15 protein-coding genes are annotated in these 17,357 nt (G+C 64.6%); 6 read left to right on the top strand and 9 right to left on the bottom strand.

Features of this window, described 5'->3' with window-relative positions; all coding sequences use genetic code 11:
- The first annotated feature begins 10 nt into the window (after nt 1–10).
- The gene (gene znuA / locus LJY18_RS06530; RefSeq protein ID WP_238040965.1) at nt 11–964 is read left to right on the top strand and encodes a zinc ABC transporter substrate-binding protein ZnuA; all 954 of its coding nucleotides are present in this window, start codon (nt 11–13) and stop codon (nt 962–964) included.
- Nucleotides 965–1,103: 139 nt separating this feature from the next.
- Here znuA and LJY18_RS06535 read toward each other — a convergent pair whose 3' ends face one another.
- The 7 genes from LJY18_RS06535 to LJY18_RS06565 all read right to left on the bottom strand — a co-directional run bounded on the left by LJY18_RS06535 (nt 1,104) and on the right by LJY18_RS06565 (nt 9,438).
- Nucleotides 1,104–1,895, bottom strand: a complete 792-nt coding sequence (locus LJY18_RS06535; RefSeq protein ID WP_238040966.1) for an outer membrane protein OmpK — start codon at nt 1,893–1,895, stop codon at nt 1,104–1,106.
- Nucleotides 1,896–2,205: 310 nt separating this feature from the next.
- The gene (locus LJY18_RS06540; protein WP_238040967.1) at nt 2,206–3,165 is read right to left on the bottom strand and encodes a 2-oxoglutarate and iron-dependent oxygenase domain-containing protein; all 960 of its coding nucleotides are present in this window, start codon (nt 3,163–3,165) and stop codon (nt 2,206–2,208) included.
- A gap of 130 nt (nt 3,166–3,295) precedes the next feature.
- The gene (locus LJY18_RS06545) at nt 3,296–4,378 is read right to left on the bottom strand and encodes a BMP family ABC transporter substrate-binding protein (RefSeq protein ID WP_238040968.1); all 1,083 of its coding nucleotides are present in this window, start codon (nt 4,376–4,378) and stop codon (nt 3,296–3,298) included.
- A 303-nt stretch (nt 4,379–4,681) separates the two neighbouring features.
- Nucleotides 4,682–5,608, bottom strand: coding sequence for an ABC transporter permease (locus LJY18_RS06550; protein WP_238040969.1), 927 nt, complete (start codon nt 5,606–5,608; stop codon nt 4,682–4,684).
- Nucleotides 5,609–5,731: 123 nt separating this feature from the next.
- The gene (locus LJY18_RS06555) at nt 5,732–6,829 is read right to left on the bottom strand and encodes an ABC transporter permease (protein WP_238040970.1); all 1,098 of its coding nucleotides are present in this window, start codon (nt 6,827–6,829) and stop codon (nt 5,732–5,734) included.
- Between the two features lie 13 nt (nt 6,830–6,842).
- Nucleotides 6,843–8,384 carry an ABC transporter ATP-binding protein gene (locus LJY18_RS06560; RefSeq protein ID WP_238040971.1) on the bottom strand — a complete coding sequence of 514 codons (1,542 nt, stop codon included), beginning with the start codon at nt 8,382–8,384 and terminating at the stop codon, nt 6,843–6,845.
- A gap of 397 nt (nt 8,385–8,781) precedes the next feature.
- Nucleotides 8,782–9,438, bottom strand: coding sequence for a TetR/AcrR family transcriptional regulator (locus LJY18_RS06565; RefSeq protein ID WP_238040972.1), 657 nt, complete (start codon nt 9,436–9,438; stop codon nt 8,782–8,784).
- Nucleotides 9,439–9,646: 208 nt separating this feature from the next.
- Here LJY18_RS06565 and LJY18_RS06570 point away from each other — a divergent pair, with 208 nt between their 5' ends.
- From LJY18_RS06570 to LJY18_RS06590, 5 genes are all read left to right on the top strand, one after another.
- Nucleotides 9,647–10,366 carry a class I SAM-dependent methyltransferase gene (locus LJY18_RS06570; protein ID WP_238040973.1) on the top strand — a complete coding sequence of 240 codons (720 nt, stop codon included), beginning with the start codon at nt 9,647–9,649 and terminating at the stop codon, nt 10,364–10,366.
- A gap of 435 nt (nt 10,367–10,801) precedes the next feature.
- Entirely contained in the window at nt 10,802–10,969 is a 168-nt protein-coding gene (locus tag LJY18_RS06575; protein WP_238040974.1) for a hypothetical protein, read from the top strand.
- A 567-nt stretch (nt 10,970–11,536) separates the two neighbouring features.
- Complete coding sequence (locus tag LJY18_RS06580; protein WP_330872717.1) at nt 11,537–12,808, top strand: MFS transporter; 1,272 nt, start codon at nt 11,537–11,539, stop codon at nt 12,806–12,808.
- Nucleotides 12,809–13,155: 347 nt separating this feature from the next.
- Nucleotides 13,156–15,297: an adenosylcobalamin-dependent ribonucleoside-diphosphate reductase gene (locus tag LJY18_RS06585; RefSeq protein WP_238040976.1), complete on the top strand. Its 2,142-nt coding sequence runs from the start codon at nt 13,156–13,158 to the stop codon at nt 15,295–15,297.
- A gap of 24 nt (nt 15,298–15,321) precedes the next feature.
- Nucleotides 15,322–16,008 (top strand): TSCPD domain-containing protein, encoded by a 687-nt coding sequence (locus LJY18_RS06590; RefSeq protein WP_238040977.1) that lies wholly within the window; start codon nt 15,322–15,324, stop codon nt 16,006–16,008.
- Nucleotides 16,009–16,039: 31 nt separating this feature from the next.
- Here the strand turns inward: LJY18_RS06590 and LJY18_RS06595 are convergent, their stop codons facing one another.
- Nucleotides 16,040–16,990 carry a homoserine kinase gene (locus tag LJY18_RS06595; protein WP_238040978.1) on the bottom strand — a complete coding sequence of 317 codons (951 nt, stop codon included), beginning with the start codon at nt 16,988–16,990 and terminating at the stop codon, nt 16,040–16,042.
- Nucleotides 16,991–17,005: 15 nt separating this feature from the next.
- A complete protein-coding gene (locus LJY18_RS06600; RefSeq protein WP_238040979.1) occupies nt 17,006–17,290 on the bottom strand; it encodes a DUF2782 domain-containing protein in 285 nt (94 codons plus the stop codon).
- Nucleotides 17,291–17,357: the final 67 nt, after the last annotated feature.

The following is a 17,357-nucleotide window of genomic DNA, read 5'->3' on the forward strand; positions in this document are numbered from 1 at the left end:
GGTGTTCTCCGTGTTGCGTCTTTTTTCTGCTGTAAGCCTGCTCTGTGCCGCTTTCCTCACCAGCCCTGCTGCCCTTGCCGAGGTGCGCGTGCTGACCAGCATCAAACCCTTGCAGCTGATCGCCGCAGCCGTACAAGACGGTGTCGGCAGCCCCGAAGTGCTGCTGCCGCCCGGCGCCTCGCCGCACCACTATGCCCTGCGCCCCTCCGATGTGCGGCGGGTACGCGAGGTGGCGCTGCTGTACTGGATCGGTCCCGACCTGGAAAGCTTCCTGCCGCGAGTTCTGGCCGGGCGCAGCCAGCCGAGTGTCGCGGTGATGGACCTGCCCGGCATGCACCTGCGCCACTACGCTGAGGGCCACGATGACCACGACCAGGCCCATGACGAGCACGCCGAGCCCGAGCCGGCGGTCGCCGATGAGCACGATCAGGATCACCGTCCCGGTAGCGTGGATGCGCACCTCTGGCTGTTGCCGGCCAACGCGCGGGTAATCGCCACGCGCATGGCCGCCGACCTGAGCGCCGCCGACCCGGCGAACGCCGCGCGTTACCAGGCCAACCTGGTCGCCTTCGGCAAACGCCTGGAAGCCCTCGACCAGCGCCTGAAACAGCGTCTGAGCGGGGTGGCCGACAAGCCCTATTTCGTCTTCCACGAAGCCTACGACTACTTCGAGGCCGCCTACGGCCTCCAGCACGCCGGGGTGTTCAGCGTGCTCGGCGAAGTGCAACCGGGCGCCCGCCATGTCGCGGCCATGCGCACCCGCCTGGAGCAGGCCGGGCCGAGCTGCGTATTCAGCGAGCCGCCGCTGCGTCCGCGCCTGGCCGAAACCCTGATCGCCGGCCTGCCGGCGACTCTGGCCGAACTGGATACCATGGGCGCCAGCCTGGTCGTGGATGGCAACGGCTATACAACGTTGCTGGATAACCTGGGCAATGACTTGGCCGAGTGCCTGAACGCCTTGTAGCGCCGCGCGGTCGCGCGCACAGGGCGGATCCGCTCTCTCGACAGACCGCGACCCGGAAAGCCTGATGGTGGACCAGGGTGTATCGATCCACCATCAGGCCGCAGGGTCCAGGCTCTGTGGCCTGCCCCTGTTGCAGCCCTCAGAAATGCGCTTTGACCAGCAGGCTGATGGCGCTCTGGTCGGTGCCGCCGAGAATCTCGTCGCCGAGGAAGCTGTCATCGGCGATGCCGTACTTATCGCTCCAGTAGTCGTACTCGACGCCCAGGTAAACCTTCTTGCCGATGCCGAAGGCTTTGGCCACGTCGTATTTGATCTGCGGGTTGAAGTGCAGGTTGGCGTGGTAGCTGTCGTCGTTGTCGACCACCCAGTCCATGAAGCCATCGATCACCAGGTCGGAGTTGCCGAGCGGGACGGTGTAGCTCCAGACCGGGGTGATCTGCCAGACGTTATCGCCATCGCGTTTGCCGTCGGTGGTGCGCAGGTAGGTGTTGATCTGGACGTAGTCGAAGCCGGGAATCGCCAGGTCAATGGCCGGGCCGATCAGGTAGGACTCGGTGTCGTCCTCGCCGAATTCGTAGGTGGCGGCCAGGAGCACGTCCTTGATCGGGCCGAAGGACAGGTCGGCGCCACTGATCTTGCCCAGCGACAGGCGTGGGCTGAACTCGCCGTAGAAGGTGTGGCCATCGCCGGCGCCGTTGGTGGCCTCGGTGTTGAACTTGATGCCGTCGACGAAGAAGAACAGGTCGCCAAAGCTCCAGCCGCTGGCGTGCTCGAAGGTCAGGGTTTGCTGCTTGGGCGGGTCGATGGTGAAGTCGATGCCGTTGAGGTAGCTCAGGCTGTTGTCCTGCCATTGCAACAGGTCGCCCGCCAGGGCCTGACCGGTGGCCAGCAAGCTACCTGCCAGCATGAGAGTGGTTGCGCTGCGCTTCATCGTGAATGCTCCTTGGGTATTTTTTTAGTAGTGAACCTGTCGTGTTGGTCAGGCTTTTTACCCATGAGCAAGAATGGCGCCAGTTCCTGTCTGTCCGGACAGAAAAGCCCATGTTTAGCCGTGCCTGGCGTTGTTCCAGGCCCGGCTGCCCTGGGTCGACGGGGCACAGGGGGCTGAAGCGCCTCTGAAGGGGTGTCGGGAGCTGGCAGTTGCGCGCTGTTATGCGGCGTTATCCGGACTTTTTGCGCCATTTCATTGCGTTTTCCGCGCAAGCAGACTGCACCCGAAGGCGGGCCAAAACGCCTGGCGATCAGGCGTTATCGCGCCGGTAGGCGTAGGTCTCGGCAAAGCGCGAAAGCATGTAATCGGCGCAGGCGATCGGCACGTACCTGGCCGGGTTCTGCTCATCCTGGCAGCCGGGCAGGCAGCTGATCTCGGTATCCGGGTGCGGTTCGGCGAAGAACGGCATCGAGTAGCGATCCACCCCCAACGGGCTGATCACCCGGTGTGGGGTGGACTTGTAGCGGTCGTTGCTCCAGCGCGCCAGCATGTCGCCGATGTTGACCACGAAGGTGCCGTCGATCGGCGGCGCGTCGATCCATTCGCCCTGCAGGTTCTGCACCTGCAGGCCGCCAGCGGCGTCCTGGTAGAGCAGGGTCACGCAGCCGTAGTCGGTGTGTGCGCCGGCGCCTTGCTGGGCGGCGCTGCTGGCGGTCTGTCGCGGCGGGTAGTGGATCAGGCGCAGCACGCTGATCGGCTGCTCGAAGCGCCGGTCGAAGAAGTCGCGCTCGATGCCCAGGGCGAGGGCCATGGCCCGTAGCAGGGTTTTCGCCAACTCGTGCATGTCCAGGTAGTGCTGTTCGAACAAGGGCTGCCAGCCGGGGATCGGCGGGTGGCGGTTGGGCCCACGCAGTGGCTTGCCCGCCAGCACCTCGGGGTGCTCGGCGGGCAGGTGCAGGCCCATGTCGAAGGTCTCCTTGAGGTCGCTGGGGCGTGTCGGGTCGAGTTGCTCGGTGGCGATGGCGCCGTAGCCCCGGTGGTGCTTTGACTGAGTGATGTCGATGCACAGCTTTTCCGCATCCGGGCGGGCGAAGAAGTCAACGGCGGCGGCCGTGAGTGCGGCGATGCGCGCGGCGCTGATCGGGTGGCCCTTGATGTAGAAGAAGCCCCACTGGCGGCAGGCCAGGTCGATCTGCCGGGCGACCTGCGGCCAGCCGGCCGGGTCGCTGGCATAGAGCGGGGCGATGTCGATGATGGGCAGTGAGTTCATGGGGGTTCCTGGAGGGTTAGGTGCTGCGAGTCCTCTGGTACTCCGGGCAGCGGAAAGGGCGGAAATCCGCCCCTGGTGTGCGGTGCTCGCCCGCCTGGGAGAGCACCGCGCCTACGCGTGATGGCTAGGGTTACTGCGGAATTTCCGCGGTGATGCCTTTGACGTAGTAGTTCATCCCGGCCAGTTCGGCATTGCTGGCGGTGGCGCCGACGGGAATCTTGATGGCGCCGGCCTGGTCCATGATCGGCCCGGTGAAGGGGTGGAAGGAGCCGTCCTTGATGCTGGCGATGATGGCTTCGGCTTCGGCTTTGACATCGGCGGGTACCAGATCGCTGATCGGCAGTTCGATGGTGCCGTCGGCCAGGCCGCCCCAGTAGTCTTGGGGTGCCCAGGTGCCGTCGAGGACCGCCTGGGTGCTGCGCGCGTAGTGCGGGCCCCAGTTGTTGACGATCGAGGTGAGCACGGCTTTCGGGCCGAAGTGGGCCATGTCCGAGGCGTAGCCCACCGAGTAGACGCCACGCCGTTCGGCGGTCTGGATCGGCGCCGGGCTGTCGGTGTGCTGGAACACCACGTCGACGCCCTGATCGATCAGCGCGTTGGCGGCGTCGGCTTCCTTGCCCGGGTCGAACCAGGAGTTGACCCACACCACCTTGATCTCGCTGCCGGGGTTGTAGGTGTCCAGGGCCAGCTGGATGGCGTTGATGTCGCGAATCACCTCGGGGATCGGGAAGGAGGCGACGTAGCCGATCTTCTTGCTCTTGGTCATCTTGGCCGCCAGGAAACCACCGACGTAGCGACCTTCATAGGAGGTCGACAGGTAGGTGCCGAGGTTCTTGTCCTGCTTGTAGCCGGTGGCGTGCTCGAAGGTGACCTTGGGGAACTGCTTGGCGACCTTGGCGGTGGGGTTCATGTAGCCGAAGGAGGTGGTGAACACCAGGTCGTAACCGCCCTTGGCCATGTTGCGGATGACCCGCTCGGCGTCGGCGCCTTCAGCCACGTTCTCGACGAAGCTGGTTTGCACCTTGTCGCCGAACTGCTTGATCACTGCCTGACGACCCTGTTCGTGCTGGTAGGTCCAGCCGTGGTCGCCGATCGGGCCGACATAGACGAAACCGACTTTCAGTGGCTCGGCGGCCTGGGCGCTCAGGGCTGCGGTCAGGCCGATGGCGACGGTAACGCCGCGCGCCAGGGCTTTCAGGGAAGGTGTGGACATAGGGTGCAATGCTCCGTGTCGAATTCTTTTATAGGGCCGAAAGGGCGTCCTGGCTAATGCAAAAATCTGACCAACAGGACAATTAATTTGGCAGGCCACGCCGCCGCGCTGGCGCCGTGGTTCTGCGTTGATTGAAGGTTGTCCAAGTGGTCAATAAAGGCGCGTTTTTCGCGCTCAGGCTTGAAGCTGGTGCGCCGCCGTTGGTGCGGCAGCGGGAGCCTAGGCATGGGTGGTGGCGACGCCTGGCGGAGCATCGCTACGCGGATACATGGATTCCCAAAGCACAAGGACCACTGCCTGGGCTCAGAGTCCGGCCTTCCAGGGTTGGCCCAGGGACATGGGCGCGTAGAGGCGGGTCTTGATCGCGTCGCGTGACATCACCACCAGTACCAGGATGGTCGCCACGTAGGGCAGCATCGCCAGCAGGTTGGCCGGCATGCTCACGCCGATGCCCTGGGCCACCAGGTGGAGGATGCTGGCCAGGCCGAACAGGTAGGCACCGAGCAGCACGCGATATACCCGCCAGCTGGCGAACACCACCAGCGCCAGGGCAATCCAGCCGCGTCCGGCGCTCATGTTCTCCGCCCACATCGGCGTGTAGGCCAGCGACAGGTAGGCACCTGCCATGCCGGCCATGGCACCGCCGAACAGCACCGCCAGGGTGCGCACGCGCAGCACGGGTAGGCCCATGGCGCTGGCCGCGTCGGGGTTCTCGCCGACCGCCTGGAGAATCAGGCCGATGCGGCTTTTCAGCAGTGCCCAGGCGACCAGGCCGAACAAGGCGAACGACAGGTACACCAGCACGTCCTGGTTGAACAGCATGTGGCCGAGCAAGGGGATATCCCCCAGCAGCGGGATGCTGATCGGCTCGAAACCGCTCAACGGTTTGCCGACCCAGGTACTGCCGATAAAGGCCGAGAGGCCGACGCCGAAGATGGTCAGGGCCAGGCCGGTGGCCACCTGATTGGCTTGGCAGCCGAGGGCGACCAGGGCGAACAGCGCCGCCAGCAACATGCCGGCCAGGCAGGCCAGCAGCACGCCGAGCCACAGGCTGCCGCTGGCGTAGGCGACGATAAAGCCGATTACCGCGCCGAACAGCATCATGCCTTCCTGGCCGAGGTTGAGTACGCCGCTCTTTTCGCACACCAGCTCACCGAGGGCGACCAGCAGCAGCGGGGTGCCGCAGCGCACCATGGCGAAGAGGATATTGCTCAGCAGTTCAAGGTCCATCGGTGATTCCTCGCGTGATCTTGGGCAGAGCCCCATCTGTAGGCGCGAACTTGCCCGCGCTCGGCAACTGCCTGGGATCGCGGGCAGGGACTGGGCGTGGGCCGCACGCCTGCACGTTGGTTGTCAGGCCAGAGCCTCGGCGCTGGTTTTACGCTGAGCCCATCGCCACTTCAGCCTGGGCTGGTAGAGAATCAGCACGTCGCAGGCCAGCAGGTAGAACAGCATCATTCCCTGGAACAGTTCGGTCAGCGATTGCGGCAGGTTGAGGGTCATCTGCGCGTTTTCCCCGCCGAGATAGAGCAGGGCCATCAGCAGGCCGGCGCAGAGGATGCCGAACGGATTGAGGCGGCCGAGAAAGGCCACGGTGATCGCCGCGTAGCCGTAGCCGGGCGACACCTGCGGCACCAGCTGGCCGATCGGCCCACTGACTTCGCTGACGCCGGCCAGCCCGGCCAGGCCGCCGCTGATCAGCAGCACCAGCCACACCAGTTTTTTCTCGCGAAAGCCGACGAAGCCGGCAGCGCGCTTGTCCAGGCCGAGCACCTTGATCTGGAAGCCGATAAAGCTCTTCTGCAGCAGCACCCACACCGCCACCAGGGCGAACAGGGCGAAGAACACGCCGATGTGCACGCGGCCGTCCTCGAACAGCTGCGGCAGACGGCTGGCATCGCCGAACATCGCCGACTCGGGGAAGTTGAAGCCGTCCGGGTCCTTCAGCGGGCCGTGGACGAAGAACAGCAGCAGGTTGAGGGCAATGTAGTTGAGCATGATGGTGGTAAGGATTTCATTGGCGTTGAACCGCGTGCGCAGCCAGGCCGCCAGCGCGCCCCAGGCGGCGCCGCCGAGCACGCCGGTGAGGATCACGCAGACCAGCGCCCAAGGCGTGTCCCAACCGATGATATTGACCGCCACCGCGCTGCCGGCCAGGGCGCCGATCAATAGCTGGCCTTCGGCGCCGATGTTCCAGATCCGCGCCTGGTAAGCCACCGCCAGGCCGAAGGCGCAGAGCAGGATCGGCAGGGCCTTGATCAGCAGTTCCGAGACGCCGTATGCATCGCTGATCGGCGCGATCAGCAGGGTGTGGAAGGTGACCAGCGGGTCGTGGCCGAGCACGGCGAACAGGATCGCCCCGCTGAGCAGGGTCAGCACCCCGGCGAGCAGCGGCGAGAGCAGGAGCATGGCGCGCGACTGCCGGGTACGGGGTTCGAGGGATAACAGCATGGCGGCGTTCTCGTCAGGTGGCGTCTTGCGGGGAATCGAACTGACCGGCCATCCAGCGCCCGACCTCCGCGGTATGGCTCTTGCCGGTGGCTTTCAGCGGCGACAGGCGGCCGCTGCACAGCGCCCCGAGGCGGTCGCTGATCTGGAACAGTTCGTCGAGGTCTTCGGAGATCACCAGGATCGCCGCGCCGGCATCGCGCAGGGCGATCAGCGCGCGGTGGATGGCCGCCGCGGCGCCGACGTCCACACCCCAGGTGGGGTGGGCCGCGACCAGCAATTTCGGGTTCTGCAGGATCTCGCGCCCGATGATGAACTTCTGCAGGTTGCCGCCGGACAGGCTGCGCGCCGGGGTCCGTGCATCCGGCGTCTTCACCGCGAAGCGGCGGATGATTTCGTTGGCCAGCTCCAGCACCTTGTGCGAGCGGATCATGCCGCGCTGCAGCAGGCCCTGCTGGAAGGCGGTGAGCAGGGCATTGTCGGCCAAGCTCATTTCCGGCACGGCACCGTGGCCGAGGCGCTCGGCGGGAACGAAGGCCATGCCACGCTGGCGGCGGGCATCCGGGTAAAGGTTGGCCACCGGCTCGCCATCGATGCTGATGCGTGCGCTCTCGCTACGCGCCAGGCGCAGTTCGCCGCAGAGCAGGGCGAGCAGTTCGTCCTGGCCATTGCCGGCGACCCCGGCGATGCCGACGATCTCGCCGCTGCGCACCTCCAGGCGCAGGTTGCGCAGTGAAGTGCCGAACGGGTCGGCGTTGTGCCAGGTCAGGTCGTCCACGTGTAGCCGGGTCAGGCCACCCTCGGCCTTCGGGTAGCTGGCTTCCAGGCCTTCGGCATCGCCGACCATCAGCCGCGCCAGCTGCAGGTCGCTGCACTCGCTCGGCACACAGGCGCCGGACACCTGGCCACCGCGCAACACCGTGGCGCGGTGGCAGAGCGCGCGCACTTCGCCGAGCTTGTGGCTGATAAACAGGATGCTGCAACCTTCGGCCGCCAGGGCGCGCAGGGTGACGAACAGCTCGTCGACTTCCTGCGGGGTGAGCACCGAGGTCGGTTCGTCGAGGATCAGCAGGCGGATGTCCTGCATCAGGCAGCGGATGATCTCCACCCGTTGGCGCTCGCCGATCGACAGGCTGTGCACCAGCCGCTCCGGCTCCAAACCCATGCCGTAGCGCAACGAGACTTCGCGGATCTTCGGCTCCAGCTGCTGCGGCGTGCCGGCCTGGCGACCGAGGGCCAGGGCGATGTTCTCGGCCACCGTCAGGGTCTCGAACAACGAGAAGTGCTGGAACACCATGCCGATGCCCAGGCCGCGGGCCTGCGCCGGGTCGCGCACCCGCAACGCCTGGCCCTGCCAGAGCAACGCGCCGGAGTCGGGCTGGGTGACGCCGTAGATGATCTTCATCAGGGTGCTCTTGCCGGCACCGTTCTCGCCCAGCAGGGCATGGATCTCCCCCGGCTGGATACGCAGGTCGATGCGGTCGTTGGCCAGGCAACCGGGGTAACGCTTGCTGATGGCACGCAGTTCCAGGCGCGCGGGCGACGTTGAATGAGGCATGGGAGCTCGACGGTGATTATTCGTTAGCGGTGCATAAGCAAAAAACTGGCCAGTTAGTCAGGAAAATGCTCGGGGCCCGTTCATGCGCTGCCGCGCCAGGCGCAGCCGGACCAAAGCCGCAGGCGTGAGCGCCCATCTGCCCGGTTATGGTGCGTGCAGGACACTGGCAAGCCACATCGGAGGGCACTAAAAGTTTAATGAAAACAAGCGCCTGGGCTTGCGCTGGGCGCTTGGTTGAATTTCGTACAGACACTGGCAAGGCCTTTGGCGACTGGCCTGGCGGCAGCTTTGCAGAGGTTATCCACAGGACCGTCCACAATAATTGTGGAGTAATTGCCGGCGCATCCCGCAGGAGCGGCTTCAGCCGCGAGCTAGGGCTGCCAACTCGCTTGCGGCGCTACGGCGGCGTCAGCCCGCAGCCCTTGAGAATGATGTGTATCAGGTTGTCGCTGGCCCGGCTGAAGTCCTGGTGGGTCAATTCGCCCCTGCCGGTGACTCGGCAGATCTGCGAGCCGAAGTCGGCGTAATGTTGGGTACTGCTCCATAGCAGGAAAATCAGCTGGGCCGGGTCCAGCGGGTCGATCTTGCCGGCCTCGATCCAGGCCTGGAACACCGCCGCGCGGCCATTGAACCAGCTGCAGTAGTCCTGGTTGAAATACTGGCTAAGGCAGGGGCTGCCAGCGATCACCTCCATGGCAAAGATGCGCGAGGCTTCGGGGTGCTTGCGCGAGTAGTCCATCTTGGCGCGGATATAGCCAGCCAGCGCTTCGGCGGGGTCGTCATCGACGCTCAGGTGATTGAAGGTGCTGTCCCACAGCTCGAGGATATTGCTCAGCACCGCCAGGTACAGGCTCAGTTTATTGCTGAAGTAATAGTGCAGGTTGGCCTTGGGCAACCCGGCCTTGAGGGCGATGGCATTCATGCTGGTGCCCTTGAAACCATGCCGGGCGAACTCCTCGACAGCAGCCGCGAGGATGACCTCCTCATTCTGCTGGCGGATACGCCCCGCCGGTTTTTCCGCGTTATTGCAGTGCGAAGGGATATACAAATTCATCAGATTATCTGGCCGGTCGTGCATGTCTCGGGGTCTCTGCAATTTTCTGACCAGATGATCATGAAAACGCCCAAGACCCATGACCCACACCACGACCCTGGCCAGGCGGTCGCCGACCCGCTCTGGGCGCGCGCCTGTCTAATCGTGCGGGACTGCCCTATAGTCCGGCGTTATCAGCGCCACCGCTGGTTCTCCAGGGAAGGCCCGCATGCTGACCATCGAACGCATCTACCCCAAGCAACTCGACCCGAACAATGTCGACGACCAGAACACCCTGCGCATCCATATGCAGCGCTACCGTTTCGCCGCTGCCTGCCTGAGCGGCGAGCGCATCCTCGACATGGCCTGCGGTTGTGGCTACGGCACCGCCTTGCTCGCCGAATTGCACCCGGACAAGGTGCTCGTGGGGGTAGACATCGACCCGGCCGCCATCGCCTATGCCGAGGAGCACTACCGCCTGCCCAACCTTAGCTACCGCTGCGCCGATGCCCAGAGCTTCAGCGCCGAGCCGCGCTTCGACAGCATCGTCAGCCTGGAAACCATCGAGCACCTGCCGAACCCGCAACAACTGGTCGCCAACTATGCCGCGCTGCTGGCCGAGCATGGCCAGGTGATCGCCTCAGTGCCCATCACCCCGACCCTGGACGGCAACCCGCACCACCTGCATGACTTCAGCAAAGCCTCGTTTTTCACCCTGTTTCGCAGCCACGGTCTTCGCCCGGATCAGCAGTTCGAGCAGATCCAGTGGTGGCAATTCAAGGGCTTGTTCGCCAAACGCCCGATCAAGCAGCACCGCTCCGAAGGGGTGGGCAACGCCGTGCTGCAGTACTACCGCAAGCACCCGCTCTACCTGCTGCTGCGCCTGCGTTCGATGCTGCGCTACGGCTTCAGCAATCGCTACCTGACCTGCAATTTCAGGGCGCCCTGAAAGCGCGGAAGTCGTGGGGTGGGAGTGGCGGGCGGTTAAGGGCGGCCAGTCCGGTGTGCGGAGAGAGCCCCCTCGCCAGGGGCGCGAGCAATGTGGGTTGGGTAATCCCTTACAGCATTCGAGCCGCTCGCTTCGCACACCGGGACGGACTAAAGCCCTCCCTTCACTTAGCGTTAGGCGACAGAATCCAAAATGGAGGAAGTCAAACGATATCCAATTCCGAAGATGTACTCAGGGCAATGTGCCAGTCTTACGCAAATGCCATTACCGCAAGTGACTCGGCTAAATACGCAGCAATCTTCACCGAGGACGCGATTCGGATGCCTCCAAGGGCAAATCCAGGATACGGTCGGGAACAGATTCAAAAGGGCGAGCAGGCAGGCTTCGACGTTGCAAAATGAAATGTGAGTTTTTCTCCCCGCAATGCGCTTTCGATTGCTGATCGACTGGGTATACGGCATCGCTGATGTCGAAGTCTTTCTGGTTGACCATGCTGATGGCAACACTGCCGATTTTCGATTAACGGCGTCGCGGCTACTGCAACAACAATCATCTGGTGGATGGTTAGTTGAGCGGCAGATGTGGAATCGCAAGCCAGAGTGATTTTGTGGCGAAAATAACTGTATCTGAGGGCATTATTTGATCAGCTCCGTTAGTGCCAACGCTATAAGGAGCTCGCAGTAGAAATTTCTCCGGGCAATGACCAGCAGCTTAGCGAGGCGCTGCAGTCCATTGCGGCTTCGTCTCCAGCGCAGAGCCGCGCATGCTGGGTAACCCTCCTTGGTTCAGCTGCATCGTTGATTAGAGTTTTCCGCCTGTTGGTGATGCGTGAGCGGGGATAGTCGGTAGCTTGCTTGAATCCGGGCAGGAGAACTCCTAGGCTGTGAGTGTCCGGTTTCACTGTGCACAGGGGCTCCGTAGGCCGAGATCAAGGTTCACTACGGGGTGTGATACCCGACCCTGTTTCCCTTCCCGATCGGTATAGCGGTCCAAGCATTATCAGGTATGTCTTCGGCAAAACTCCCGGGCCCGCTGCCATTTATGTGAGGGCTGCATGATGATCAAGATACATACGAATTTCGCGCATCAACGGGGGGGCAAGGTGCGGCAGGGGGGGTACCGGGAGCCGAAACGGGCCGCAGTCCTCGATGCTTGTCTGTCGGCGGCGGTATGAGGTCTCTTTCGAGCACAGGATTTTCGCTGTTAGGTGCAGCGTTGGTCGCGATCAGTTTCGGGCTCGCGCGCTTCGCGTTCGGGCTGTTCGTGCCCCCTATCCGCGCCGAGCTGGAACTGACGCCGTACGTGATCGGCATCATCGGCGCGCTGCCGCTGATCAGTTTCTTGCTGGCCACGCTGGTCGCGCCGTTCGCCGCCGATCGCCTCGGTGCCCGCAACACCGCGGTGCTGTCCGGTGTTTTCGGCGTCGGCGGTCTGGCGCTGATCAGCCAGGCCTCTGCCGCCCTTTCGCTCGGCGTAGGCGTATTCGCCTGTGGCATCTGCACCGGCCTAATGATGCCGGCGTTGACGGCCGCCATGCAGGCACTGGTGAAACGCTCGCTGCACGGACGCGTCAGCGCGGTCATGAACGCGGGTACCAGCATTGGCGTGATCGTTGCCGTACCGGCGGTTCTGTTCCTGGCCGGCGCCTGGCGTTTCGCCTACCTGTCCTTTGCCGTCCTGGCGGGTATCGGGGTGATTGCCGCGTGGTACTTCATCCCTTCAGTATCGCGGGTCACGCCAGCGAACGCCGCGCCACCGCCTCCGATCAGCGCCCTGCAGTGGTCGCGTCTGTTCAGGCTCTCGCTGTTTGCATTCGTGATGGGCTTCGTCTCCTCCGCGTACTGGATCTTCGCGCCCGATCTGGTGGTCACCCTCGGCGGCCTGCCGCCCGGCGCAACCGGGGGGCTGTGGCTAGCGGTTGGCATCGCCGGTCTCGGCGGCGCCGTGGTGGCCGACCTGGCCGATCGCAACAACCCGGCCATTACACAGGCACTGATGCTGACGATGCTGTCTGCGAGCCTGGCATTGCTCGCCGCCAGCCCCGGTCAGCTGGTGCTCGCGAGCTTTTCCGCGCTGGTCTTCGGCCTGGCCTACATGAGTCTGACCGGGCTCTATCTGATGACCGGCATTCGCCTGCTGCCGGGCCGACTGTCGATGGGGCCGGTACTGCCATTCATGGCCGTCTCAATCGGCCAGGCGACCGGCTCGCCTGTCGTCGGCGTGCTGGTGAGTGAATTCGGCTACGCCGATGCGTTTGCCATGTTTTCGGCAATCGGCATCCTCGCGGCGGTCTTGTCGCCACTGTACCCGCGTTACATTGACCATGGGCCCGAGGAAGAGGCCGAGGACGATACCGGTCTACAGGCAGCGTTCGATCACCAGCTCCTGGGCGAGGATGGCGAGCCACTAAAACCCATCATGGAAGAAGCTATAAACCCGTAGCCGGCACTAGAACCAGAGTAACCGGGACACCCGGGACGCTGATCGTTGACGTCAGTCTCTTTCGGGCCAGGCGCGCACCGTGTCTTGAAAGAAGCCTTCAGCGGGCGCGTTTCGCGGCGATCCTGGGTCAGCAGCCTTGGCGTAAGCGCGCTTACGCAGGAAAAGGCGCAGGAAAAGGGGACTGATTTATTTTTCATATTTTTACGGCCTGGCCGCCGCTTCTGGCCGGTTGCTGCCTTCCTCCCACAAGCCATCCCCCACGATAACCGGCGACGCTCCGCTTCACGTGCCTGCTAAGGTGAAAGGCAGGATGTGCTCGTATCACCTCGGCGGCAGGAGGGCGGTAGATGGCCAAGCGCGCGGGCGGCAGTTCGGCAGCGGCCGCGGGGATTGCCCTGCAGGCCGCGGCGCTGGATATCTGGGCGCAAAAGTATTGCCTGCGCGACCGCGACGGCACGCCGCTGGATGCCGATATCGATGGCACCTGGCAGCGCATCGCGCGGGCCCTGGCCGAGGTGGAGGCGCCGCAGTTGCGCGAGCATTGGTATGCGGAGTTTCTCTGGGCGCTGCGCAATGGCGCAATTCCGGCCGGCCGGATCGTCGCCAACGCCGGCGCGGAGGCCTACAAGCCGGCCACCTCGACCATCAATTGCACGGTCTCCGCGACCATCGAGGACTCGATGGAGGACATCCTCGGCAAGCTGCTCGAGGCCGGGCTGACGCTCAAGGCCGGCTGCGGCATCGGCTACGAGTTCTCCACCCTGCGCCCGCGCGGCGCCCTGGTGTCCGGCGCCGGGGCGCAGACCAGCGGGCCGCTGTCGTTCATGGATATCTTCGACAAGATGTGTTTCACCATCAGCTCGGCCGGCGGCCGCCGGGGGGCGCAGATGGCCACCTTCGATATCGCCCACCCGGATGTGCGCGCGTTCATCGACGCCAAGCGCGAGGATGGCCGTCTGCGCCAGTTCAACCTGAGCCTGCTGGTCGGCGACGACTTCATGCAGGCGGTGGAGACCGACGCCGACTGGCCGCTGTTGTTTCCGGTGCATGCCAAGGAGCGCGCCGCGCTGGATCTCGATGACCCGGCCCAGGTGCGTTGGCGCGACTGGCCGCTGCACCAGGGCTATTGCGTGCGCGAGGACGGCCTGGTGGCCTGCAAGGTCTACGGCACGCTGCGCGCCCGCGAACTGTGGGACGCGCTGATGGCGACCACCTACGACTATGGCGAGCCGGGCTTCATCCTGATCGACCGGGTCAACCAGCAGAACAACAACTGGTGGTGCGAGGACATCCGCGCGAGTAATCCCTGCGGCGAGCAGCCCTTGCCGCCCTACGGTGCCTGCCTGCTTGGCTCGCTCAACCTGACCGCCTTCGTCGAGGCGCCGTTCGCCGCCAACGCGCGCTTCGATTGGGACAAGTTCCGCCGCGTGGTGCGCATCTTCACCCGCCTGCTGGACAACGTGGTGGAGATCAACGGCCTGCCGCTGGCGCCGCAGCGCGCGGAGATCTTCGCCAAGCGTCGGCATGGCATGGGTTTTCTCGGCCTGGGTTCGGCGCTGGTGCTGCTCAAGCTGCGCTATGGCAGCCCGCAGGCCTGTGCGTTCACCGAGGAGGTGGCGCGCGAAATGGCCCTGACCGGCTGGCAGGTGGGGCTGGAACTGGCCGAGGAAAAAGGCCCGGCACCGCTGCTGGCCGAGCAGTTCGAGGTGACCGCGGCGATGCTGCGTCGGCGCCCGGAGATGCTCGCCGACGGCCATAAGGTCGGCGACCGCCTGCCGGGCCGGGTGCTGCACGCCAAGTATTCGCGCTACATGCAGCACCTGGCCGAGCATGCGCCGCAACTGGTGGCGGCGCTGGCCGAGCGTGGCGCGCGCTTCACCCATCACAGCTCCATCGCGCCCACCGGCACCATCAGCCTGAGCCTGGCCAACAACGCCTCCAACGGCATCGAGCCGAGCTTCGCCCAGCGCTATTCGCGCAACCTGATTCGCGCCGGGCGCAAGGCCAAGGATAGGGTCGAGGTGGTCAGCTACGAGCTGCTGGCCTACCGCGCGCTGGTCAACCCGCATGCCCAGCCCGGCACTGACGACCCGGCCGAGCAGCTGCCGGACTACTTCGTCAGCAGCGAGGACATCAGCCCGACCGAGCATGTGGACATGCAGGCCGCGGCGCAGCAGTGGGTCGACTCGTCGATCTCCAAGACCGCCAACGTGCCCGCCGATTACCCCTTCGCGGGGTTCAAGGACATCTACCGGTACGCCTGGCGCCAGGGCCTCAAGGGCTGCACCACCTTTCGCTTCAACCCGGTGGCGTTCCAGGGCGTACTGGTCAAGGAGGCGGACCTGGCGCGTACCCGCTATCGCTTCGAGCTGGAGGACGGCAGCCTGGTCGATCTGGCAGGTAATGAGGAGGTCGAGTACGACGGCGAGGTGCACAGCGCCGCCAACCTGTTCGAAGCCCTGAAGGAAGGCTATTACGGCAAGTATTGAGCGCCCGGCGCGCAGGAGACGTCCATGGTGGTGAAGATCGAGCAGCGCATCACCGGCTTCCAGGTAATCGACGAGGTCGAGGCGATGCAGCGCGCGGCCGCCGCCGAAACGCCAGCGCCGGTGCAGATGGACGAAACCCTGCAGCGCCCGGAGAGCCTGTTCGGCGTCACCTACAAGATCAAGTCGCCGCTGTTCGAACATGCGCTCTACGTCACCATCAACGACATCCTGCTCAACGCCGGCACGCCCCACGAGCAGCGCCGGCCGTTCGAGATTTTCATCAACTCCAAGGGCATGGAGCATTTCCAGTGGATAGTGGCGCTGACCCGGATCATGTCGGCGGTGTTCCGCAAGGGTGGCGACTGCACCTTCCTGGTCGAGGAGCTGAAGGCGGTGTTCGATCCGCGCGGCGGCTACCTCAAGCGCGGCGGCGTCTACATGCCGTCGCTGGTGGCCGAGATCGGCGCGGTGCTGGAGCGCCACCTGATCGCCATCGGCCTGCTCGAGGGGCATGCGCTGGATGAGGCGCAGCGCCGCTTGCTGGCGGAGAAGTGGGCGGTCTACCAGGCCAGCCAGGATGCCAGCGCGGTGGACCCGGGCGAGGGCTTCCCGCCCGGCGCGCTACTGTGCAGCAAGTGCCAGACCCAGGCGCTGGTGCACCTGGAAGGTTGCGCCACCTGCCTCAACTGCGGGTATTCCCGGTGCGGCTGAGGCGCCCGCGTGATCCGGCGCAAGCGCTGGACTAGAGGGCGAAGGGCAGCGCCACCTCGACCTGCTGCCGCTGCAGCAGGCGGTGCTGGAACTCGCCCGGATCATGGATCAGCACTTCCTGGCCGGCGAAGGAGTCGGCGGCGATCAGGCGCGACAGCCAGAAGCGCACGCAGGCGATGCGCAGCATGGCCGGCCAGAGTTCGGCCTCGGCCGGGGTGAAGGGACGCAGGGCGGCATAGGCACCGAGCAGGGCCTGGGCGCGGTGCGGGTCGAGACTGCCATCGGCGTCCGAACACCAGTCATTCAGGGTAATTGCCAGGTCGTAGAGCATCGGGCCGGCGCAGGCGTTATAGAAGTCGATCACCCCGGACAGGTGATTACCGTCGAACAACACGTTGTCGCGGAACAGGTCGGCGTGCAGGTTGGCTCGCGGCAGAGCGAGGATGCGTGGCTTGAGCGCATGAATCTCGGCCAGGGCATCGCGCAGCAACGGCAATTGCGCCTCCGGCAGTTTCAGCGCCAGGCTGGGCCCCTCTTCGAGCATCCAGTCCAGTCCGCGATCACTCTTGCGTTCCAGCACGTGGGCGCGGGTGGCCAGGTGAATGTGCGCCAGCAGGCTGCCGACTTCCTGGCAGTGGTGCGGGTTGGCCAGGCTGACGTGCTTGCCCGGCAGGCGCGGCTGCAACAGCGCCGGTTTCTCCGCCAGGCTGCGCAGCGCTTCGCCGCTTTCGGTGCGCAGAGCGTAGGGCACCGGCAGACCGGCCTCATGCAGGACATCGAGCAGTTCGATAAAGAACGGCAGGTCGGCGCTGGGGCCGCGCTCGATCAGGGTCAGGACGAACTCGCCCTGCTCCAGGCTGACGAAGAAGTTGCTGTTCTCGCTGCCCGCGGCAATGCCCTGGAAATCGCGCAGGCGACCCAGGCCGTAAGGCGCGAGAAAGGCTTCCAGCTCGTGACGCTCTAAGGGGGTGAATACCGACATATCAGAACCGCCAACTTACCATTTGAAGATTTCCCAGGATGGAATCAGCATGTCCGGCGAGTCCGAGCGGACGAAGTTGCCGTCACTGCCATCGGCGCGCACCAGGAAGTAGGGCTTGCCGGTCTTGGGGGTGATTTTAATTGCATAGAGGAAGCCATTGACCCGGTATTCCTCAACGGTGCGGTCGCCTTCCTGGCGGATGGTCACATCCGGCTCGGCCGAGGGTGCATCATCGGCAAATGCCGCAAGCGGAATGACTGCCAACAGGCTGGCCAGCAACAAGCGATTGAGTGTGCGCATGGTAACCTTGTCCCTTTGTTTTCAATGGTGCGGTCATTCTAACGCCGCCCCCGCCGAAAAGGTTGAT

This window comes from Pseudomonas sp. MMS21 TM103 (genome assembly GCF_022132145.1).
Lineage (GTDB): Bacteria > Pseudomonadota > Gammaproteobacteria > Pseudomonadales > Pseudomonadaceae > Aquipseudomonas.